General features: G+C 63.0%; 21 protein-coding genes. 12 read left to right on the top strand and 9 right to left on the bottom strand.

Annotated features, from left to right (window positions below; translation table 11 throughout):
- Positions 1 to 168: 168 nt before the first annotated feature.
- The 4 genes from ACMGF8_RS08440 to ACMGF8_RS08425 are packed head-to-tail and all read right to left on the bottom strand — an operon-like array spanning position 169 to position 2,439.
- Complete coding sequence (locus ACMGF8_RS08440; RefSeq protein WP_102881942.1) at positions 169 to 726, bottom strand: DUF4136 domain-containing protein; 558 nt, start codon at positions 724 to 726, stop codon at positions 169 to 171.
- Positions 727 to 767: 41 nt separating this feature from the next.
- On the bottom strand, positions 768 to 1,376 hold the full coding sequence (locus ACMGF8_RS08435) for a DUF4136 domain-containing protein (RefSeq protein WP_102863003.1): 609 nt from the start codon (positions 1,374 to 1,376) through the stop codon (positions 768 to 770).
- An 11-nt stretch (positions 1,377 to 1,387) separates the two neighbouring features.
- The gene (locus tag ACMGF8_RS08430) at positions 1,388 to 2,137 is read right to left on the bottom strand and encodes a methyltransferase (protein ID WP_102863002.1); all 750 of its coding nucleotides are present in this window, start codon (positions 2,135 to 2,137) and stop codon (positions 1,388 to 1,390) included.
- Entirely contained in the window at positions 2,134 to 2,439 is a 306-nt protein-coding gene (locus ACMGF8_RS08425; protein ID WP_102863001.1) for a MazG-like family protein, read from the bottom strand. The genes ACMGF8_RS08430 and ACMGF8_RS08425 overlap by 4 nt, the downstream gene beginning before the upstream one ends.
- Positions 2,440 to 2,628: 189 nt before the next feature.
- Here ACMGF8_RS08425 and ACMGF8_RS08420 point away from each other — a divergent pair, with 189 nt between their 5' ends.
- Complete coding sequence (locus ACMGF8_RS08420) at positions 2,629 to 2,922, top strand: hypothetical protein (protein WP_102863000.1); 294 nt, start codon at positions 2,629 to 2,631, stop codon at positions 2,920 to 2,922.
- A 67-nt stretch (positions 2,923 to 2,989) separates the two neighbouring features.
- A complete protein-coding gene (locus ACMGF8_RS08415; protein WP_110650868.1) occupies positions 2,990 to 4,336 on the top strand; it encodes an MATE family efflux transporter in 1,347 nt (448 codons plus the stop codon).
- Here the strand turns inward: ACMGF8_RS08415 and ACMGF8_RS08410 are convergent.
- From ACMGF8_RS08410 to ACMGF8_RS08390, 5 genes are all read right to left on the bottom strand, one after another.
- Positions 4,330 to 5,205, bottom strand: a complete 876-nt coding sequence (locus ACMGF8_RS08410) for an alpha/beta hydrolase (RefSeq protein WP_102862998.1) — start codon at positions 5,203 to 5,205, stop codon at positions 4,330 to 4,332. The two genes, ACMGF8_RS08415 and ACMGF8_RS08410, sit on opposite strands and share 7 nt — an antisense overlap.
- A 174-nt stretch (positions 5,206 to 5,379) precedes the next feature.
- Positions 5,380 to 7,293: an arginine decarboxylase gene (speA, locus tag ACMGF8_RS08405; RefSeq protein WP_102862997.1), complete on the bottom strand. Its 1,914-nt coding sequence runs from the start codon at positions 7,291 to 7,293 to the stop codon at positions 5,380 to 5,382.
- A gap of 222 nt (positions 7,294 to 7,515) precedes the next feature.
- Complete coding sequence (locus ACMGF8_RS08400) at positions 7,516 to 7,887, bottom strand: translation initiation factor Sui1 (RefSeq protein WP_015634001.1); 372 nt, start codon at positions 7,885 to 7,887, stop codon at positions 7,516 to 7,518.
- Positions 7,888 to 8,088: 201 nt separating this feature from the next.
- On the bottom strand, positions 8,089 to 8,625 hold the full coding sequence (locus tag ACMGF8_RS08395) for an NUDIX hydrolase (RefSeq protein WP_092319250.1): 537 nt from the start codon (positions 8,623 to 8,625) through the stop codon (positions 8,089 to 8,091).
- 3 nt (positions 8,626 to 8,628) lie between these two features.
- The gene (locus ACMGF8_RS08390) at positions 8,629 to 9,696 is read right to left on the bottom strand and encodes a DUF2333 family protein (RefSeq protein WP_102862996.1); all 1,068 of its coding nucleotides are present in this window, start codon (positions 9,694 to 9,696) and stop codon (positions 8,629 to 8,631) included.
- Between the two features lie 288 nt (positions 9,697 to 9,984).
- On the opposite strand from ACMGF8_RS08390, the gene ACMGF8_RS08385 reads away from it, so the two are divergent.
- The 10 genes from ACMGF8_RS08385 (at position 9,985) to purH (ending at position 21,898) form a co-directional block, all read left to right on the top strand.
- Positions 9,985 to 11,655, top strand: a complete 1,671-nt coding sequence (locus ACMGF8_RS08385; protein WP_102862995.1) for a response regulator — start codon at positions 9,985 to 9,987, stop codon at positions 11,653 to 11,655.
- A 53-nt stretch (positions 11,656 to 11,708) separates the two neighbouring features.
- On the top strand, positions 11,709 to 13,670 hold the full coding sequence (locus ACMGF8_RS08380) for a methyl-accepting chemotaxis protein (protein WP_207167012.1): 1,962 nt from the start codon (positions 11,709 to 11,711) through the stop codon (positions 13,668 to 13,670).
- A gap of 235 nt (positions 13,671 to 13,905) precedes the next feature.
- On the top strand, positions 13,906 to 14,361 hold the full coding sequence (aroQ, locus tag ACMGF8_RS08375; RefSeq protein ID WP_025130565.1) for a type II 3-dehydroquinate dehydratase: 456 nt from the start codon (positions 13,906 to 13,908) through the stop codon (positions 14,359 to 14,361).
- A 24-nt stretch (positions 14,362 to 14,385) separates the two neighbouring features.
- Entirely contained in the window at positions 14,386 to 14,847 is a 462-nt protein-coding gene (gene accB, locus ACMGF8_RS08370; protein WP_015633997.1) for an acetyl-CoA carboxylase biotin carboxyl carrier protein, read from the top strand.
- Between the two features lie 17 nt (positions 14,848 to 14,864).
- Complete coding sequence (accC, locus tag ACMGF8_RS08365; protein WP_015633996.1) at positions 14,865 to 16,226, top strand: acetyl-CoA carboxylase biotin carboxylase subunit; 1,362 nt, start codon at positions 14,865 to 14,867, stop codon at positions 16,224 to 16,226.
- A 238-nt stretch (positions 16,227 to 16,464) separates the two neighbouring features.
- Complete coding sequence (prmA, locus tag ACMGF8_RS08360) at positions 16,465 to 17,343, top strand: 50S ribosomal protein L11 methyltransferase (protein ID WP_102862993.1); 879 nt, start codon at positions 16,465 to 16,467, stop codon at positions 17,341 to 17,343.
- A 30-nt stretch (positions 17,344 to 17,373) separates the two neighbouring features.
- On the top strand, positions 17,374 to 18,681 hold the full coding sequence (locus ACMGF8_RS08355) for a DUF3426 domain-containing protein (RefSeq protein WP_416759247.1): 1,308 nt from the start codon (positions 17,374 to 17,376) through the stop codon (positions 18,679 to 18,681).
- A 196-nt stretch (positions 18,682 to 18,877) separates the two neighbouring features.
- Positions 18,878 to 19,891, top strand: a complete 1,014-nt coding sequence (dusB, locus tag ACMGF8_RS08350; RefSeq protein WP_016968220.1) for a tRNA dihydrouridine synthase DusB — start codon at positions 18,878 to 18,880, stop codon at positions 19,889 to 19,891.
- Positions 19,888 to 20,208, top strand: coding sequence for a DNA-binding transcriptional regulator Fis (gene fis, locus ACMGF8_RS08345; protein ID WP_007921650.1), 321 nt, complete (start codon positions 19,888 to 19,890; stop codon positions 20,206 to 20,208). The genes dusB and fis overlap by 4 nt, the downstream gene beginning before the upstream one ends.
- Before the next feature lie 82 nt (positions 20,209 to 20,290).
- Positions 20,291 to 21,898, top strand: a complete 1,608-nt coding sequence (gene purH / locus ACMGF8_RS08340) for a bifunctional phosphoribosylaminoimidazolecarboxamide formyltransferase/IMP cyclohydrolase (protein WP_102862991.1) — start codon at positions 20,291 to 20,293, stop codon at positions 21,896 to 21,898.
- Positions 21,899 to 22,037: the final 139 nt, after the last annotated feature.

Raw genomic sequence — 22,037 nt, 5'->3', positions numbered from 1 at the left:
CCTTTACCGGCTCGCAGCCGAGCGCACTCTCCATCGATGCACAGCAGTGTAGTCAAAGGCCCGGGCCTGCGCTGGCAGGCTGCCAGCTCGCCTGACTGTCGGCGCAAAGGCGCGCCACAGGCTGTCTGCGGCGCTTGCCAAAGCCGGTGCTCCTGCCTGGTAAAGGCCTCAGTGCGGCGGGTAGTTCTGCAGGATTCGCATCACCGTAGTACGCACCGCAGTCGTGCGGTCGGCGGGATTGGGCGAGCTGCTGAGCATTTGTTCATCACTGCCACGCCACACCAGCCTGCCGTCCTTACCGTCCAGCAAGTCGATCTGAAGGGTCGCCACCTTGTAGGTGATGTTACGGGTCTCGTTGTACATCGGGCCGCCCCAGTAGCCATTCCATGGGCCACCCCAGCCTCCACCATAGTGGGTGGTGACCTGTTGCTGACGGTCCTCGACGATCAGATACGCCTGGACATTCAGGTCCGCCCGGCTCCCGCCCTGGGCCGGGCGCAGACCCCGCTGGTCCAATTGCTCGGCCACCGCCTGACGGATGCGCTGCTCGGTCAGGTCACTCTTGATGCGCGGATCGTCGGGGCGATATTGCAGGGCGGGTTCTTTCCAGCTCCAGCTGCGGTAGGCGCCAAAGTCCCGGCTGGCGTCAAAGTCATGATTGATCTGGTCAGCAGCGCAAGCACTGAGCAAGGCGGCACACACCAGTAACGCGATTCGATGGAACATGCTGTTTCTCCGCGTGAAGAGCAAAAACGGGCATCGTTCAACTAACTGGGAGGATAGGCGGCCATGGCCTTTTGCACTGCCTCACGCAGCGAATCGGCACGTTCACTCAGGCTGCCCCTGCTGCTGGTCTCGGCACTGGCGCTCCACACCGGCTGGCCGCTGGCGCCGTCAAACAGATTGACCCGGACCACCACGACCTCCACCTCGTAGGTGCGCACCACCGGCACGCTGCCGTACATGCCGTAACCCGGCCCGTAGCGGTTGTACCCCCCGTACCCACCATAACCATAATCGTCCCGGACCTGGCGCAGGCGCTTCTCCAGGTGCAGGTCGGCGCTGACCCACAGGTCCGCCGGACGCAGGTCTTGCACCGGTCGCAAACCCTGCTGATCCAGGGCATTGCTGACCGCCTCGGCGATCTGCGCCGAGTCGGCCCAGGCCGAGCCGTTGGGCAGGCGCCCATTGAGCCAGGCCCAGTTGCGGTAGCGCCCATAGTCCCGTTGCGGAGCCGGATAGGCGCTGCGGTCGAAGGTGTTGGCCGCTTGCGGCGGCGCCGGTGGCAGAGGCTTGCTACTGGCGACGTAGGGATTGCTGCCCTGACAGGCGGCAAGCCCGGAACACAGGAAGATCAGACCCAGGCGGCGTTTCATTGCGCACTCCGTTAGACCGGCCGGCACAGCCAATGCAGATAACGCCCAAGCCCGGCAAAACCTGGGTGTCGGCGGTGAGCCAATTCCATCTCCAGCAGATCCGTCAGCTCGGCGCGAGCCTGGAATTCCACCGGCATGTAATCGTGGAAAACCCGCACTCCGCTCTGGGTTTCGACTCGCCACAAGCCCTCAAGTTGCGCCGCCAGCTCGCGCGGATCAAGCGGTTGTTGTGGGGTCAGGCTCTGCTTCTCGCCGGCCATGTCGTTCTTGCGCAGCTTGCGGAAGTGGCCCTTGAGCAGATTGCGATAAACCAGGGCATCGCGGTTATAGAAGGCCAGGGACAGCCAGCCGTCGGCGCTGGTCAGTTGGTGCAGCACCGGCAGGATCGCGTGGGGTTCAGCCAGCCATTCCAACACCGCATGGCAGAGCACCAGGTCGTAGGGCTCGGTGAGCTGCCCCAACAACTCCTGCCAGGGCGCCTGGATGAAGGTCGCCTGCTGCCCGGCCTCGGCAAAACGCTGGCGGGCGCCTTCGAGCATCGGCGCGGCGGGCTCGGCCAGCGTCACCTGGTGCCCGTGCTGGGCCAGCCACAGTGACATGTGCCCAAGGCCGGCACCGATATCCAGCACTCGCAGCGGCCGCTCGGGCAGGCTTTCCTTGAGGTCGGCCTGGAGCACCGCAAGGCGGATCGCGCCTTTGGCGCCGCCATAGATCTTCTCGGCGAAACGAGTGGCCAGTTGGTCGAAATGCCGATCGCTCATGAGCAGAACCGCCGTTCGCTGTCCGCCAGCTTGCTGCGCACCACCTGGTCCATGTCCAGTCCCAGTTCACTGCATAGCAACAGCAGGTAGAGGACGATATCGCCTACCTCCTGTCCGGCGTGAGCCAGCTTGTCCGCGGGCAGTTGTCGCGACTGCTCCTCGGTCAGCCACTGGAAGATTTCCACCAGCTCCGCCATCTCGACACTGGCGGCCATGGCCAGGTTCTTCGGGCTGTGAAATTGCCGCCAATCGTTGTGGTCACGAATGGCGTGCAGGCGTTGGGTCAGTTGCTCTAGATTCATCGGGGTCTCCTGAAGGCGTATAGCTTCCGGGGGATAGCCGTGGGACGCAAGAGTGCTTTCGCCGGCCGGTCGGCTCCTACAGAATGAGCGGCCCCGGCAGCTTCTATGCTTAACAGGGAACTCGCTGCGGGCATTCATGGCCCAAGGTTGAGCTCGGGCACCCGCCCCCTCTTTCATCAGGACGCACACATGCAGGTAGAAAGTTTCTTCGAGTGGCTTGGCCAGGCCATAGGTTCGGTCATCCGGTTTATCGTCGACCTGCTCAGCGGGTTGTTCAATACCCTGACCCACGCCGGTGGCAACTTCGTCGACGGACTGTCCCGGGCCCTGGGAATGGACACCTCCATTGTCAGCATCATTGGCCTGATCATCGGCCTGATGTTCCTCTACTCGGCGATCCGCGCCTTCATGCGCGCCTCGATCATCCTCGGCATCATCTGGCTGGTGCTCGGTCTCTGGCTGCTGAGCTGGATCATCCACTGATTCCCTTCTGAAACCTCGGCGCCTCTCGTCGCCGAGGCTACAATGCCGGCTCTCGCAAGGAGCCCGCATGTCCCCCCTGATCACCGATTGGCATCATCGCCCCACCCATCGCCGCGTCTGGGCCCTGGCCGCGCCGATGATCCTGTCGAATATTTCCGTGCCCCTGGTGGCCCTGGTGGACAGCACCGTGATCGGTCACCTGCCCCACGCTCATCAGTTGGGGGCCGTGGCAGTAGGCGCCAGCCTCTATACCTTCCTGGCCTGGGCCATGGGTTTTCTGCGCATGGGGGCCACCGGGTTTGCCGCCCAGGCCGCCGGCCGCGGCGACGGGGCTGCCCTGCGCCAGATCCTCCTCCAGGGCCTGTTGCTGGCCCTGGGCCTGGCACTGCTGCTGGGGGCCATCGGCGTGCCGCTGAGCGGCGCGGCCTTGCACCTGATGCAACCCTCGGCGGGCCTGGACCAGATGACCCGGGCATTTTTCCACACCCGATTGCTGGGCCTGCCAGCGGCCCTGGCCAGCTTCGCCCTGGTGGGCTGGTTCCTCGGCACCCAGAATGCCCGGGCACCGCTGGCCATCCTGCTCAGTACCAACCTGGTGAACATCGCACTCAACCTGTGGTTCGTCCTGGGCCTGGACTGGGGCGTGGTGGGCTCGGCCCGGGCCTCGGTGATCGCCGAATGGACCGGGGCATTGATCGGCCTGGCCATGACCCGGCCGGCCCTGCGCGCCTATCCGGGACGGATCGTCTGGGCCGCGCTGCGCCGCTGGCAAAGCTGGCGCCCGCTGCTAGCAGTGAACCGCGACATCTTCATCCGCAGCCTGGCCCTGCAATCGGTGTTTTTCCTGATCACCGTACAAGGCGCCCGCCTCGGGGATGCCACGGTGGCAGCCAACGCTCTGCTGCTCAACGGCCTGTTGCTCACCGCCCATGCCCTGGACGGACTGGCCCACGCGGTGGAAGCCCTGTGCGGCCACGCCATCGGCGCCCACGATCGCCAGGCCCTGCGCCGTTCGCTGGTGGTGGCCGGTGGCTGGTCATTGCTGGCCAGCCTGGGATTCGCACTGATGTTCTTGCTAGGCGGCCACCTGTTCATCGAGATGCAGACCAACATTCCCGAGGTCCGCCAGACCGCCTTCACCTATTTGCCCTACCTTGCCGTACTGCCCCTGATCGCCGTCTGGAGCTACCTGCTGGACGGCCTGTTCATCGGTGCCACCCGAGCCCGGGAAATGCGCAACGGCATGCTCCTCACCGTGCTCCTGCTACTGCCCTTCGCCTGGGGCCTGCAAGGCTTCGGCAACCACGGCCTGTGGCTGACCTTTCTGCTGTTCATGCTCCTGCGCAGCCTGACCCTGGCAGCCTTCGCCTGGCACCTGGAACGACGCGATGGCTGGTTTGCCGGGGCTCACTGAGTCGGCGTCGACTCGACAAAGCCACTGACCCGATCCAGTACCGGCGCCAGCCCACGCAAGGGGCGAGACAAGGCGGCCACCAGCGTGGCGTGGCCAGTGCGGGAGAAATAGAACTCCTGCACCGGTACTCCTGCCGCTCGCAGCTTGCTGGCCAGGCCACCGGTATTACGCTGTGGGTTGACCAGCGAATCATCATCGGACGCTATCAGCAGCGCCGGCGGCGCGCCGCGGCTGACGTGGTTGATCGGCTGGGAGTCCGGCGGCGAATCAGGGTAGAAAAACACCGGGCGCACCTCAGGGTTGCGGATCGGCAGAAAGTCATAGGGCCCGGCCAGGCCGATCCAGCCCTTGATGATCTGCGGCGTCAGCCCGACTTGCCCCAGCAAGCGCGAGTCCAGGGCGAGCATGGCCGCGTTGTAGGCGCCAGAACTGTGCCCCATCAGATACAACCGCCGCGGGTCGGCGCCAAACTCGCCGATATGTTCATGGGTCCAGGCCACGGCGCGGGCCGCGTCTTCAAGAAAGGCCGGATAGCGCACCTGTGGATACAGCCGGTAGTCCGCCAGGACCGCCACCATGCCCCGCGAGGCCAGGGCCTCGCCGACAAAGTCGTAGTCGTTGCGCGAGCCGCTGTTCCAACTGCCACCGTAAAAGAACACCACCACCGGTGCACCGGGAACCACCTGCCGGGGCTGATAGACATCCAGCTTCTGCCGTGGATCGCTGCCATAGGCAATGTCCCGGGTCTTGATAAAGGTGCTGTCGGGGGTCAGGGAATTAAGCGCCTTGAGCGGTGAACAGGCCGCCAGCAGGCTGAGCACCAGGGTGCCGAACAGCAGACGCCAGGCGCCTTTCGATGTATTGAGCATCAGCAAGCCTCGTTGCGCCCACCATGGACGCCTCTTTGCAGGCTAGCTGAAATGGAACGGGGCCCCCTCTTCCGTGGCGAACCTGTAAACCGTTCAAAAAAAAGCCGCGCCCTCCATCGCAGGGCGCGGCTTTGTGCCGGGACGGAACAGGCATCACTGGGGATGCCCGGGCCTTCAGGACGACAGGTAGGACGAGCGGGTCAGGCCCAGGCGCAAGGCGTCGAGGAACTGGGTGCGCTCGGCGGCGCTGATCTTGGCGCTGGCCACTTTATCGCGGTAATGAGTCATCAACTCCTCCGGCGACAAGTGCACGTAACGCAGCATGTCTTCGATGGTGTCGTGGGTCTCGATCCCGGCGTGGTACACGCTGCCATTGGGCCGCTGGTAGATGTTCACCGAGTCGGTGTCACCGAACAGGTTGTGCATGTCGCCGAGGATTTCCTGGTAGGCGCCCACCAGGAAGATCCCCAGCAGGTAGTCCTCGCCCTCGTTGAGACCATGAACCGGCAGGCTGGTCTCGATGCTCTGCTCATCGACGTACTGCTTGATCTTGCCGTCGGAGTCGCAGGTCAGGTCTTGCAGCACCGCGCGACGCAGCGGCTCTTCGTCCAGACGGTGCAACGGCAGGATCGGCAGCACCTGGCCGATGGCCCAGGTGTCCGGCAGGCTCTGGAACACCGAGAAGTTGCAGATGTACTTGTCCGCCAGCTTGTCGTTGAGTTCGTCCAGCACCTGGCGGTGAGAACGCTGACGTGCCTTCAGCGAGTTGTGCAGGCGACGGCACACGGCGAAGTAGCACTGCTCGGCCAGGGCTTTTTCGGCCAGGGTCAGCTTGCCGTCGGCATACTGGGCCGCCACGTCGCTCATGTAGTGCGTGGCGCGCCAGTAGGTTTCGGTGACCATCTCGATGTCGGTCGGACCCAGCAGGTCCACCAGCCATTGCACGGTTTCCGGCAGCTCTTCCTTGTTTTCGATCTTCGGCACGTCGTCGTTGTGTTTCTCAACGTCGGTCACCTGCACCACCAGCATGGCGTGGTGGGCGGTCAGGGAACGGCCGCTCTCGGAGAAGATGTGCGGGTGCGGCAGGTTCTGCGCATCGCAGAACTCCTTGAGCATGCCCACCACCACGCCGGCGTAGTCGTCCATGTCGTAGTTGATCGAGCTGGCGTTGCGCGAGTGGGTGCCGTCGTAGTCCACGCCCAGGCCACCGCCCACGTCGATGTGATCCACCGGCAAGCCGAGGTTGCGCAGTTCGCCGTAGTAGCGGATGGCTTCCTTGAAACCGTGCTGGTAGTCCGCCAGGTTGGCGATCTGCGAGCCCATGTGGAAGTGCAGCAGGCGGATGCCCTGGTCCAGGCCGGCGGCGCGGAAGCGCTCCACCACCGACAGCAGTTGCGCCGCCGACAGGCCAAACTTGGATTTCTCGCCGCCGGTGTCGGCCCACTTGCTCGACGCCAGGGACGACAGACGCACCCGCAGGCCCACCTGTGGCTTGACCTTGAGGGAAGCCGCTTCCTCGATCACCAGGCCCACTTCGGACTCTTTCTCGATGACGATGAACACGTTGTGGCCAAGCTTCTGGCCCATCAGCGCCAGGCGAATGAACTCACGATCCTTGTACCCGTTGCAGACGATGGTGCCGCCCTTGGGCGCCAGGGCCAGGACCGCCAGCAGTTCCGGCTTGGAGCCGGCTTCCAGGCCGATGGAGACGTTCTGGGTGGCGATGATGTTCTCGATCACCGCTTCTTGCTGGTTGACCTTGATCGGGTACAGGGCGGTGTACTTGCTCTGGTATTCCAGGCGCGCGATGTTGGCGTCGAAAGCGCCGGTCAGCTGGCGTACACGGTCCTGGAGGATGTCCGGGAAGCGCACCAGCAAAGGCAGGGACAAGCCGCTCTTGCGCAGCTCCTCGACCTGTTCGAACAGATCGATGGGCAAACTGCTCGGGCCATTCGGGCGAACTTCGACGCGACCGGCGTCATTGATCGCGAAATACCCGGCCCCCCAATGGCGAATCCCGTAGACACTGCGGCTGTCCGCAACGGTCCATTGGCTGCCATCGTCTTTACGTGTGCGTCGTACGGACATCGAAGTCCCCTATAAAGAAGTCATAGAGCGCCGCCCCAATCCGGGGTCGGCGCAGTCTAAAGAATGAAAATGACGATTAGCCTGCAAGCGCAATAGACCGCGCCTGCCGTGCTGAGTTTAGAAACCGTTCATGAACAGGCTCTGTGAAAACCATGGAGACGACACCTGCGTCCTGAGCCAATCAAGACAGCGTCCAGTCAGAGGTGGTTTTCACAGAGGCTGCTAGCCGCCGGACTTCTTCGCCTTGAAACCGTGCTTGACCAGTTCCGCCAAGAGTAGCTCGACATGGTCACCCTGGATTTCAATGACGCCGTCCTTCAAGGCGCCACCGGTGCCACAGCGTTTCTTCAACGTGGTAGCAAGCTCCTTGAGGGCGTCTTCGGCCAGAGGCACGCCGGTGATGGTGGTCACCGTCTTGCCGCCACGGCCCTTGCTCTCGCGACGCACGCGGGCAATGCCGTCGCCGGCCGGAATCACGGTTTGTTTGCAGATACAGGCGGCCACCGGCTGGCTACAGTCCGGGCAATGTCGACCTGCGTCGGTGGAAAACACCAGGCCACCAAGGGCGGCGAAGGATGCGGCTTTTTTGGCCACCGGCAATCCTCTTGGGAGGACAAAGACTGGTCGAAGCACATGGCGGTGCCATCGACCGCGAAGCCCCACTCAGGCAGGGGCAGCGCTACTGAGCCGGGCGCCCTTGTTTAAGAAGCAGCATCGGTTCAGCTTGAAAAGTCGCGCAGTGTAACGGCAAAAAGCCCGGTTGCTAAGAGCCAATCAGCGTCAATTTATGCAACTTTAACGACGTCGGGCCAGATAACGTTGCAAGGCGGCCAGGGAGTCCGGGCAATAGGGCTTTTCGTGGATTTCCCGCAGCACCTGATCCAGGGGAATGAAGTGCGCTTCCAGGACTTCTTCCGGCTGCAAACGCAGCGGACCGTCCCACACGGCAGAGAACGCCGAACACCAGAGACGGTTGCCGGTGTCCTCGAAAAAGAAGTGATCATGGGCAGTCAGTTCGACGCCGCTCACCCCCAGCTCCTCTTCCAGTTCCCGGGCCGCGGATTCGGCATAGCTTTCAGTCGCCAGGACCATGCCACCGGCGGCAACATCCCAATAGCCCGGGTAGATGGCCTTGCTCAGGGTGCGCCGGTGCACGCACAGCTCACCGGCAGAATTGAACAGCATGATGTAGGTGCCACGCCCGATCAGGCCGCGCTCGCGCAGCTCCGAGCGGACCATGGCCCCCAGCAGTTGGTCTTCGCCATCGACCCAGGCTATTTCTTCAGCGTCGGAGGCGGCGCGATGGGCCGCCTCATTGGTGGTCGCAACCATGGATCAGCCTTGATTGAGCAGTTGGCGCAAGTCGATGACCGCTGCGTTGGCTCGGGAAATATAGTTGGCCATGACCAGCGAGTGGTTGGCCAGGACGCCGAAGCCGCTGCCATTGAGAATCATCGGGCTCCAGACCGGCTCCTGGGAGGCCTCCAGTTCGCGGATGATCTGACGCACGCTGACCGTAGCGTTCTTTTTCGCCAGCACGTCGGCGAAGTCCACTTCAATCGCACGCAGCAGGTGCGACAGCGCCCAGGCCTGGCCACGGGCCTCGTAGAAGACGTTGTCGATCTGCATCCATGGGGTTTCCACCACTTCTTCATCCACCTGCGGGCCCTGGCCCGGGGCCGGCACTTCGGTTTTCAGTGCGGTGTTGAGCTTGACCCGGCCCACACTGGCCGACAGCCGTTGCGACAGCGAGCCCAGGCGCGTCCCTACATCACCCAGCCAGTTGTTGAGGTTGTCGGCACGGGCATAGAACTGCGCGGTCTTCTGGTTTGGATCGGAGAGGCGAGCCTGGTAGCGGCTAAGGGAATTGATGCCGTCCTGGTACTCGGACTCGCTGGACGGCAGCACCCAGCTCTTGTTGTCGAAGTTGAAGCGCGGTTCCGCCTTGGCCAGGTCGGAGTCTTCAGCGGACTGCGACTGGGAGCGGGCGAAGTCCTTGCGCAAGGCGCGGGTCAGGTCGCGGACCTGGACCAGCACGCCATATTCCCAGCTTGGCATGTTGTCCATCCACAGGCCCGGTGGAAAACGGTCGTTGGAGATATAGCCACCCGGCTTGTCCAGCAAGGTACCGACCACGGTCTTCAGGGTTTCCACGGTGGTGTAGCCCACCACCATCTGCCGGCCTTCCTTCTCGGCAGCGATCTGGGCGTTCTGCTGGACCGGGAACAGCGCAGGTTCCTGACTCCAGTACCAGCCCAGGCCGCCCGTGACCAACAGGTACAGGCCCAGCAAGGTGGCCAGGGCACGACTGAACAGCAGGCCACCGAAATAGCTGCGTGTCGCCGACTTGGGTTCGGCAGCACGATCCGGCGCGCTACCTGCGCGATTCTTCCAATCCAGCATGGCTATGTCCTTTCAATCACTTGGGTTCATCGGTTCGACCACAACCCTACTCCATCGTGCCTTGCCTTGACGGGATATATCTTCCGGCAAATGCGCGCCGCGCAATGATTGCGAATCAGGCGGTCACTATAAATGAAGCACACTCCAGAGCCTATGCGACCAGTGGGTCAGGAACTGAATAACCCCGCCTTGCACATTATTGACGTACGACACTCATGGGACACAAAAGTGGTGCTAGCATAGAGCCACCAGTCGACCTCAGCATGCACCCTACCTAGTAGTCAGGATATGACCGAGCCAGAAGACCCCAGCCGTGAGCGCCTCAAGCACCACTTTGCCCAGCGGGTAATTCATCAGGCACGTCAGATTCTTGAGATATGGCAGCGTCTGCAACGCAGCGAATGGTCCACCACCGACATGTCGGAACTGTGTGAAGCCAACCTGCGCCTGCTGCGTTTCGCTGAACGCTTCGAGCAACCCGAACATACCCAACTGGCCCGCAGCATCAGCCAATCGCTGGAGGCTGTCGATGCCAATCGCGGTCGCCTGAGCAGCAACCTGATCACCGACCTCAATCGCTTGATGCAGCGTTTGTCGCGCACCGGCCTGCGCCACGGCGACCAGTTGGAACAGACCTTCCTGCCGCCGTTGCGCAAACCCATCTACGTAATGTTGCAGGATCACGACCGGGCCGAGCGCCTGGCCAAGCAACTGGAGTTCTTTGGCCTCACAGCCCAGTCCCTGGACAGCATCGCCGCCTTTCGTTCGTCCATGGTCGAGCGTTTGCCCGCGGCCATCGTCATTGATGTGGACTTCTGCGGCCCCGGCATGGGCCTGACCCTGGCAGCCGAAGCCCAGGTCGGCCTGGAGCAGAAACTGCCGCTGCTGTTCTTCAGCCTGCATGAAACCGACACCCCGACTCGCCTGGCGGCAGTACGCGCCGGCGGCCAGGAGTTCCTGACTGGCACCCTGGAAGCTTCCAGCCTGCTGGAAAAGATCGAAGTGCTGACCTGCGTCGCCCAGTACGAGCCTTATAAAGTGCTGATCATCGACGACTCCCGGGCCCAGGCACTGCATACCGAGCGCCTGCTCAACAGCGCCGGGATCGTCACCCGCACCCTGATCGAACCGATCCAGGCCATGGCCGAGCTGGCGGACTTCCAGCCGGACCTGATCATCCTCGACATGTACATGCCGGCCTGCACCGGCACCGAGCTGGCCAAGGTGATCCGCCACAACGACCGTTATGTCAGCGTGCCGATCATCTACCTGTCCGCCGAGGACGACCTGGACAAGCAACTGGACGCCATGAGCGAAGGCGGCGATGACTTCCTCACCAAGCCCATCAAGCCGCGGCACCTGATCACCACCGTGCGCAACCGCGCCGCCCGGGCGCGCAACCTCAAGGCACGGATGGTCCGCGACAGCCTCACCGGCCTGTACAACCACACCCACATTCTGCAACTGCTGGAAGACTGCAGCTTCCGCGCCCGCCGCGAGGGCAAGCCGCTGAGCTTCGCCATGCTCGACATCGACCACTTCAAGCGGGTCAACGACAGCCACGGCCACCCCATGGGCGACCGGGTGATCAAGAGCCTGGCGCTGTTTCTCAAGCAGCGTCTGCGCAAGACCGACTTCATCGGCCGCTACGGCGGCGAAGAGTTTGCCATCGTCATGCCCGACACCGATCAGGACGCCGCCTGCAAGGTTCTGGACGAAATCCGCCAGCGCTTTGCCGAGATCCATTACCCGGCCCAGCCTCAAGACCTGTGGTGCACCTTCAGCGCCGGCGTGGTGGAGATGCAAGAAGACTCCGACAGCCTGATGATGGCCAGCCAGGCGGACGAGGCGCTGTACCGCGCCAAGCACGGCGGTCGCAACCGAGTGCAGGCCGCACGGCAATCAAGTCAAAGTGCCATCTTTTCATCCGAATCCACAGATTCGGTCATAACCTTGTAATGCAAACGCAATAAATTCAGGCGCTTACCATTTTTGCCGTTGGTAGAGCCCTGATGCGCCTGAAGCTGCTGACCAATCTCAATACTCTGCTGTTAGTTGCCGTCTGCCTGGCCCTGGGGGCCACGCTCTGGTGGTCACAACGAGCCCTGGAGCGCCCCTATCTGCTGATGGAGCGCTACCTGGGACTGTCCCAGCAGTTTCAAAATCAGGTAGCGCGCAATATCGAAGACTACCTGGCCAGCGGCGACGCCCTGCGCCTGAGTAGCGCAGCCCAGGCCATTGAGGCCGTGCAAGGCGAACTGACCGAGCTGCCGCCGCAACTCGCGCAAAGCTTGCGCCCGAGCCTGGCCAGCCTCGATGACTTCAGCAAGACCGACCTGCTGGCCGCGGGCAAGCTGGCCGGCGATCCCCAGGCCCTGCTGCTGCAGGCCGAGCGGGAGCTGGGGGCCAACCTGGAACAGCTCAGCCAGTACGCCAGCGGGACCAAGACCGCAGAAGGCGCCACTTACCTGCCCTTGCTGCTCACCGCTGCGCAGCACCTGGGCAAACTGTCCCTGGCCCGGGACAAGTTGGTGAGCAGCGGCCGCAGCGAACTGGCCGCCGATGTCGAACGCGAAGTCAACAACATCAAGGCCCAGGCCGACCGGCTCGAAGCCCTGCCTTTATTAGGGGTGGCCGCCAGCAGCGAATCGGGCACCGATGACTTTGCCGCCCTGATGGGCCTGGAAAACACCCAGAAAGCCACTGCCGAAGACGCCGGCATCGGCCTCAAGCGCGAACTCCACAGCCTGCTCAACCGCTACCCGGCGGAACTGCAGCGCACCCGCGAGCAGATCCAGAAACGCGCCGACCTGAGTGCCGCGACCCTGCTGAAGATCACCGCCGTGCGCCAGGCCATCGCCGAGCTGGAACCGGCGGTGCGGGCCCAGCACGGTCAGATCCAGGGCGAGGTACGGCTGATCCAGGGGCTGATGATCGGCCTGATCCTGCTGATCGCCCTGGTCATCGACACCTTGCAGCGCAAGCTGGCCCGGGTCCTGACCAACCTGGCCCCGGCGCTGTCGACCTGGGCCGAAGGCGACTTCAGCCGACCGATCCAACTGGGCAAGACCAACCGCGAACTGCACGCCATCGAAGAATCCCTCAACCGCCTGCGGGCCTACCTGGTGGATCTGGTGGGCACCATTCGCCAGAACGCCGAGCAAGTGGCCGGCAGCAGCCGCGCCCTGGCTGACCTCAGCAGCGGCCTGCACAGCGGGGCCGAGCGCCAGGCCGGCGATACCGCGCAAATCCGCGATGCCCTGGGGGAGCTGGAAGCCACCATCCAGCAGGTTGCCGGTGACGCCAGCCAGGCCGCCGATGCCAGCCGCAGCGCTGGCCTTGCGGTGCAACAGGGGCAGAAAGTCATAGGCCTGAGCCTGACCGGGCTGCACGCCCTGGTGGGTGAGGTACAGGGCAACGCGCAGATGATCGAGCACCTGGCCCAGGAGTCCGCCACCATTGGCGGCGTGCTGACCGTGATCCGCTCCATTGCCGAACAGACCAACCTGCTGGCCCTCAACGCCGCCATCGAAGCCGCCCGCGCCGGAGAGATGGGCCGCGGCTTTGCCGTGGTCGCCGAAGAAGTGCGCTCCCTGGCCCAGCGTACCGCCGGCGCTACGGCAGAGATCCAGACCCTGATCGCTGGCCTGCAGGCCGCCGCGCAACAATCGGTGCAAGGCATGCGTGCCCAGGTGGAACACGCCGAAGCCACCGCCAGCCAGGCCCAGGCCGCCGACGGTGCCCTGGACGAAATCGTCGGGGCGATCCAGACCATCGCCGACACCGCCGTGCGCATCGCCGATGTCACCGCCCAGCAAAGCGGCGCGGTCAGCGAGATCCGCGACCACAGCGAGCGCATCCATCAGTTGGGCGGCGACAACCTGCTGCGCATTGGCGAAGGCCGGGCCCAGGGCGAGAACTTGCTGGACCTCGGGGGACAATTGCATACGGCGGTGCAAGCCTTCCGCGTCTAAGCTCTGCCTGTGCCCCGGTTTTCCCTGACAAACGCCCCATCATCGGCGAAACGGCTGGCCGGGAGTGCAGCGCTCTCACCCTGCAGGCAAATGACCGGATTTAAGTGCTTGGTCACATATTTTGCGCAAACATCGGTCATCGTGCTGGCTATTGCAGAGAACTGGACAGTCATAAAGTCTTTCCGGCATAGTCGCCGGGTTCTGACAACAGCACCCCGATAACAAGGAACAACCGATGGCCACCCTACTGGTGCTTCACGGCCCCAACCTGAACCTGCTCGGCACCCGTGAACCGGGGGTCTACGGTGCAACCACCCTGGCCCAGATCAACCAGGACCTGGAGCAGCGGGCCCGTGATGCCGGGCACCATCTGCAGTATCTGCAGAGCAATGCCGAGTACGAATTGATCGAACGTATCCATGCCGCCCGCGATGAAGGCGTGGACTTCATTTTGATCAATCCAGCAGCTTTTACACATACAAGCGTCGCATTACGTGACGCGCTGCTGGCAGTGAGCATCCCATTCATCGAAGTGCATTTGTCCAACGTGCACAAACGCGAACCTTTCCGCCATCACTCCTACTTCTCCGACGTTGCGGTGGGAGTGATCTGCGGCCTTGGCGCCAGCGGTTACCGACTGGCCCTGGAGGCCGCACTAGAGCAGCTTGAACAACAAGCTAAACGCCCCTGACCGACCCTTGGGAGTTGATGATTCATGGATATCCGTAAAGTTAAGAAACTGATCGAACTGCTGGAAGAGTCCGGCATCGACGAGTTGGAGATCAAGGAAGGCGAAGAGTCCGTGCGCATCAGCCGCCACAGCAAGACTCCAGCCCAGCAGTACTACGCACCGGCTCCGGTTGCCGCCCCCGTAGCTGCACCTGCCGCTGCCGCCCCGGCCGCCGCCGCTGCTCCTGCCGCCCCCGCCGCACCTGCGCTGAACGGCACCGTGGCCCGCTCGCCAATGGTCGGTACTTTCTACCGCAAGTCTTCGCCTACCTCGCCAGCCTTCGTTGAAGTCGGCCAGAGCGTGAAGAAGGGCGACACCCTGTGCATCGTCGAAGCGATGAAGATGATGAACCACATCGAAGCTGAAACCAGCGGTGTGATCGAATCCATTCTTGTCGAAGACGGCCAGCCGGTTGAGTACGACCAACCGCTGTTCACCATCGTTTGAACCGCGGAGAGTCTTTGATGTTGAAGCCTGCGAAGTTGGAAAAAGTCCTGATCGCCAACCGCGGCGAAATCGCCCTGCGGATCCTGCGTGCCTGCAAGGAAATGGGGATCAAGACCGTCGCCGTCTACTCCAAGGCCGACAAGGAGCTGATGCACCTGGGCCTGGCGGACGAATCCGTCTGCATCGGGCCTGCGCAAGCCGCGCAGTCCTACCTGCACATTCCGGCCATCATCGCGGCCGCTGAAGTCACTGGCGCTACGGCAATCCACCCTGGCTACGGCTTCCTGGCGGAAAACGCCGACTTCGCCGAACAGGTGGAAAACTCCGGTTTCGCCTTCATCGGCCCGAAAGCTGAAACCATCCGCCTGATGGGCGACAAGGTTTCCGCCAAGCACGCCATGATCGCGGCAGGTGTTCCTACGGTTCCAGGTTCCGACGGCCCACTGCCGGAAGACGAAGAAACCGCCCTGCGCATTGGCCGTGAAGTCGGCTACCCGGTGATCATCAAGGCCGCTGGCGGCGGCGGTGGTCGCGGCATGCGCGTGGTGCACAAGGAAGAAGACCTGATCGCCTCGGCGAAGCTGACCCGTTCCGAAGCCGGCGCGGCGTTTGGCAACCCGATGGTCTACCTGGAGAAGTTCCTGACCAACCCACGTCACGTGGAAGTCCAGGTGCTGTCCGACGGCCAGGGCAACGCCATCCACCTGGGCGACCGCGACTGCTCGCTGCAGCGTCGTCACCAGAAAGTCCTCGAAGAAGCGCCGGCACCGGGCATCGACGAGACTGCGCGCCAGGAAGTCTTCGCCCGCTGCGTCAAGGCGTGCATCGACATCGGCTACCGCGGTGCCGGTACGTTCGAGTTCCTTTACGAGAACGGCCGCTTCTACTTCATCGAGATGAACACTCGCGTGCAGGTAGAGCACCCGGTTTCGGAAATGGTCACTGGTATCGACATCGTCAAGGAGATGCTCAGCATCGCCGCCGGCAACAAGCTGTCGTTCACCCAGGATGACGTGGTCATTCGCGGTCACGCCCTGGAATGCCGGATCAACGCCGAAGACCCGAAAACCTTCATGCCAAGCCCAGGCACGGTCAAGCATTTCCATGCTCCGGGCGGCAACGGCGTGCGCGTCGACTCGCACCTGTACAGCGGTTACGCGGTTCCACCGAACTACGATTCGTTGATCGGCAAGCTGATCACCTACGGGGCGACCCGTGACGAAGCCATGGCGCGCATGCGCAATGCGCTGGACGAAATCGTCGTCGACGGAATCAAGACCAACATCCCGCTGCACCGCGATCTGACCCGTGACGAAGGCTTCTGCAAAGGGGGCGTGAACATTCACTACCTCGAGCACAAGCTGGCCGAGCAACACTGATCGGCACTCGCCACACCGACAAGGCCGCTTTCGAGCGGCCTTGTCGTATCTGTCATTTGCCCCTGCGCGCCCCTTTGCCCGCCAACCGCACAGCGGCCATTGCATGCATTTCCCGATTAACCGTTAACGCGAGCAAGAACTAGGCGTCCCCCTCGCTCCTGCGGGTCGTCTCGCGTAAACTTGCGCGCTTCTCGCGGCCCGCTAGGCTGCACATCACATATTTTCAAAGGTGCCCGCCATGCCTTGGCTGCAAGTCCGTCTCGCCATCAGCCCAGAACAAGCCGAAACCTATGAAGACGCTTTTCTTGAAGTCGGTGCCGTCTCGGTCACCTTCATGGACGCCGAGGATCAGCCGATCTTCGAACCCGAACTCAATACCACGCCACTGTGGTCCCACACTCACTTGCTGGCTCTGTTCGAAGGCGGCACTGAAGCCGCCAGCGTGCTCGCTCACCTGGAACTGCTGACCGGCAGCCCGTTGCCCGAGCACCACAGCGAAGTCATCGAGGACCAGGACTGGGAACGCAGCTGGATGGACAACTTCCAGCCGATGCGTTTCGGCCAGCGCCTGTGGATCGTTCCAAGCTGGCACGCCGCACCGGAGCCTGACGCGGTCAACCTGCTGCTGGACCCGGGCCTGGCCTTCGGCACCGGCACCCACCCGACCACCGCGCTGTGCCTGGAGTGGCTGGACGGCCAGGACCTCAAGGACTGCAATGTGCTGGACTTTGGTTGCGGCTCGGGAATCCTCGCCATCGCTGCCCTGCTGCTGGGCGCCAAGCAAGCGGTCGGCACCGATATCGATGTCCAGGCACTGGAAGCCTCCCGCGACAACGCCGGGCGCAACGGTATTGCCGACGAACTGTTCCCGCTGTACCTGCCCGAGCAACTGCCACAAGTACAGGCCGATGTGCTGGTGGCCAATATCCTGGCCGGCCCGCTGGTCTCCCTGGCCCCGCAACTGTCCGGCCTGGTGAAGTCCGGAGGACGCCTGGCACTCTCCGGCATCCTCGCCGAACAAGGCGAAGAGGTGGCTGCGGCCTATGCCCAGGACTTCGATCTGGATCCGATCGCCACCCTCGATGGCTGGGTGCGCATCACCGGCCGTCGGCGCTAGAATGGCCGCCTGCATAATCCGGATGGCCGCATGACCGACAGTTTCGTCACCCAGTGCCCGCATTGCCAAACCAGGTTCCGTGTCAGCCATGCTCAGTTGAGCGTGGCCCGCGGGGTGGTTCGCTGTGGCTCCTGCCTGCAGGTGTTCAACGCCGCGCGGCAGTTGCTTGAGCAGCGCGCCGCCAAGGAAAACGCAACGTCCAGGCCGGCGGCGAAACCGGCACCCGCACCCGCACCCGCTGCGCCGCCTAAACCCGAGCAGCCGCCCGCCCCCGCACCAACGCCGGCGGCGGCGCCTCCCCAGCGCGCCATCAGCCAGAAACAATGGTCGGCCGCCGAGATGGACCTGGATCACCTGGACCTCGACGAGGAATTGGCCAAGCTCGAGCAACGGGAGATCCAGCCGGCCAAGGCCTTTGGCCAGGAACGCGAACACCAGGAAGACAGCCTCAGTGCCCGTCGCGACCCTCAGGGCACCGACGAAGCCCACTGGCCCGACGGCCTGTTCGGCAGCGCCAGTGAACACGACGAGTCCGAGCCCGCCGCCCTCAAGGCCCAGACGCATCAGGACGACAGCGCCCCCGAGCCGGCCCGCCCCAGTCGCACCGAGCCTTCGCTGTCCTTCAACCTGGCGGATCTGGATGACGAGCCAAAGACGCCGAAACTGCGCCATGACGACGACCTGGAACCCTTCGAGGCCCAGGTGTCCACAGACGCCGACGAACACGACGAACCATCGCCAGCCGCCTCCCCCGGCAAGAAACGCCGCGAACGCAGCGAGCCCGGAGTCAAGGAGGATGTATTGCTGGACCTGGTGGACGATCCGATCCACCTCGATTGGCAGAAACGCCGCTCGCCCTGGGGCCGGCGCCTGCTCTGGCTGCTGCTGATCCTGCTGGCCGCCGGCGGCCTGGTCGGCCAATACGTCGCGTATCACTTCGACGAGCTCGCACGCCAGGACCAGTACCGGCCGTGGTTCCAGGAGTTGTGCCCGGAGCTCGGCTGTACGGTGCCATCCCGGGTGGATATCGCCCGAATCAAGAGCAGCAACCTGGTGGTGCGCAGCCACCCGGAATTCAGCGGGGCGCTGGTGGTGGACGCCATCATCTATAACCGCGCGCCCTTCTCCCAACCCTTCCCTCTGCTGGAGCTGCGCTTCGCCGACCTCAACGGCCACCTGATTGCCAGCCGCAGTTTCAAACCCGGGGAGTACCTGGGCGGCGAGATGCAGGATGTGGCGGAAATGCCACCGCAGACGCCGATTCACATCGCCCTGGATATTCTCGACCCAGGACCGAAAGCGGTGAACTACAGTCTGAGTTTCCACTCGCCCGAGTGAATCGGCTGATCAGACTAACGGACAACTCTGGATTGACGACAGATTTATGACTGTATCGCTCAGATTGATCACCGGGCGATAACGGAAGAACTGTTCAGATTTTATCCAATTCAGCCTTTATCCGGTCATCGAGAGCGGGTATCATGCCAACCCTTTTTCGAACTCTCATGATCCGGCCCCACAACAGGGAAGTCCTATGTCGGCGGTACGCATCGGCCCATATACATTGCACAACGGCTTGATTCTCGCCCCGATGGCGGGGGTCACCGACCAGCCCTTTCGTCAGCTTTGCAAGCAGTTGGGCGCGGGCCTTGTAGTCTCGGAAATGGTCACCAGCGACATGAGCTTGTGGAACAGCCGCAAATCGCGGTTGCGCATGATCCACGAAGGCGATCCCGAGCCACGCTCGGTACAGATTGCCGGTGGCGATGCACAGATGCTGGCAGACGCCGCCCGCGCCAACGTCGAGTTGGGCGCACAGATTATTGATATCAACATGGGTTGTCCGGCGAAGAAGGTCTGCAACAAGGCTGCCGGTTCCGCGTTGCTGAAAGACGAAGCCCTGGTCAACGAGATTCTCCAGGCGGTGGTGGCCGCAGTGGATGTACCGGTCACCCTGAAGATCCGCACCGGCTGGGACCGGCAGAACAAGAACGGCCTGACGGTGGCGAAGATCGCCGAGCAGGCGGGCATCACGGCACTGGCGGTCCACGGTCGGACCCGGGCCGACCTGTACACCGGTGAAGCCGAGTACGACACCATTGCCGCGATCAAGCAGGCGGTGTCGATTCCGGTCTTTGCCAACGGCGATATCGACTCGCCCGAGAAGGCCCGGCAGGTATTGCACGCCACCGGGGCCGACGGGTTGTTGATCGGCCGGGCCGCCCAGGGGCGGCCATGGATTTTTCGTGAAATCGAACACTTCCTGCGTACCGGTGAAACCCTCCCGGCACCGGAGCTGTTCGAGGTGGAACGTATTCTGCTAGAGCACCTGGCCGCGCTGCATGCCTTCTATGGGGAGGTCATGGGCGTCCGCATTGCGCGCAAGCATGTGGGCTGGTATCTCGCAACCCTGCCGGGCGCCAGGGAGTTTCGCGCCCACTTCAATCGTTTGGAAGATACGGAAGCACAATGCGCCAACGTTCGTGAGTTCTTTGCCGGACGTTACAAGAGCCTGGAAACAGGGGACGGAGAGGGGGTGGCCGCATGACGATGATGACCGAGACTTTAGTGAGTGGAACTGCACCCGTGAGCGACAACGTGAATTTGAAACAGCACCTCAATACCCCCAGCGAAGAAGGCCAGACCCTTCGCGGGAGTGTCGAGAAGGCGCTGCACAATTATTTCGCCCACCTTGAGGGCGCTGCCGTCACGGACGTGTACAACCTGGTGCTCTCCGAAGTCGAGGCTCCGTTGCTCGAAAGCGTGATGAACTACGTCAAGGGCAACCAGACCAAGGCCAGCGAACTCCTGGGTCTGAACCGCGGCACCCTGCGCAAGAAACTCAAGCAGTACGATTTGTTGTAAGCATTCAATCAAACCAGAAAGGCGCCCGCGTAAAAAACGGTCGCCTTTTTTGCTGACTCCTTTGCTTTTGATGGAAATTGAGATGACCGACCAGACTACCCGCCTGCCGATCCGCCGCGCCTTGATCAGTGTTTCCGACAAGACCGGGATCCTCGAATTCGCCAAGGAGCTGGAAGCCCTCGGTGTGGAGATCCTCTCCACCGGCGGGACCTTCAAACTGCTGCAGGACAACGGCGTGGCCGCAGTAGAAGTCGCGGATTACACCGGTTTCGCGGAAATGATGGACGGCCGGGTCAAGACCCTGCACCCGAAAATCCACGGCGGTATCCTCGGTCGTCGCGGTATCGACGACGCCATCATGAACGAGCACGGGATCAAGCCCATCGATCTGGTGGCGGTCAACCTCTACCCCTTCGAAGCCACCATTTCCAAGCCCGGCTGCGACCTGCCGACCGCCATCGAGAACATCGACATCGGCGGCCCGACCATGGTCCGCTCGGCGGCCAAGAACCATAAGGACGTGGCCATCGTGGTCAATGCCAGCGACTATGCCGGCGTCCTGGAAAGCCTCAAGGCCGGCGGCCTGACCTACGCCCAGCGTTTCGACCTGATGCTCAAGGCCTTCGAACACACCGCCGCCTACGACGGCATGATCGCCAACTACATGGGCACCGTGAACCAGGCCGCCGAGACCCTCTCGACATCCGGCCGCAGCGAATTCCCGCGGACCTTCAACAGCCAGTTCATCAAGGCCCAGGAAATGCGCTACGGCGAGAACCCGCACCAGAGCGCGGCGTTCTACGTGGAAGCCAAGCCTGCCGAAGTCGGCATCGCCACCGCCACCCAGCTGCAAGGCAAGGAGCTGTCCTACAACAACGTAGCCGACACCGACGCCGCCCTGGAATGCGTGAAGAGCTTCGTCAAGCCGGCCTGCGTCATCGTCAAGCACGCCAACCCGTGCGGCGTGGCGGTCAGCCCGGACGCTGAAGGCGGCATCCGCCAGGCCTACGAACTGGCCTACGCCACCGACACCGAATCGGCCTTCGGCGGCATCATCGCCTTCAACCGCGAACTGGATGCCGAAACCGCCAAGGCCATCGTCGAGCGTCAGTTCGTCGAAGTGATCATCGCCCCGAGCGTCAGCGAAGAAGCCCGCGCCATTGTCGCCGCCAAAGCCAACGTGCGCCTGCTGGCCTGTGGCCAGTGGTCGGCAGACCGCGTACCGGCCTGGGACTACAAGCGCGTCAACGGTGGCCTGCTGGTGCAGAGCCGCGATATCGGCATGATCAGCGCCGATGATCTGAAAGTCGTGACCAAACGCGCCCCGACCGAGCAAGAGATCCACGACCTGATCTTCGCTTGGAAAGTCGCCAAATACGTCAAATCCAACGCCATCGTCTACGCCAAGAACCGCCAGACCATCGGTGTCGGCGCTGGCCAGATGAGCCGCGTGAACTCGGCGCGGATCGCTGCGATCAAAGCCGAACACGCCGGCCTGCAAGTGCAGGGCGCAGTGATGGCTTCCGACGCCTTCTTCCCGTTCCGTGACGGCATCGACAACGCGGCCAAGGTCGGCATCACTGCAGTGATCCAGCCAGGCGGCTCGATGCGTGACAACGAAGTGATTGCCGCAGCTGACGAGGCTGGCATTGCGATGGTGTTCACCGGCATGCGCCACTTCCGTCACTGATACGACAACGGTCGCACTGACACCGGCATCTGCTGCGTTGGAGCCCACCCCGATGACGCTCATTGCCAACAGGCAACTGCGCTCATCGAGGTGGGCTCCGCCTTGCATCTACCTCTGTCATTGCAACCTCCTGAGGCGT

It is taken from the genome of Pseudomonas sp. BNK-7, assembly GCF_048072025.1.
Classification (GTDB): domain Bacteria; phylum Pseudomonadota; class Gammaproteobacteria; order Pseudomonadales; family Pseudomonadaceae; genus Aquipseudomonas; species Aquipseudomonas danubii.
Note: the sequence above shows the minus strand (reverse complement) of the source record. Positions and strands in the feature narration are given on the sequence as shown.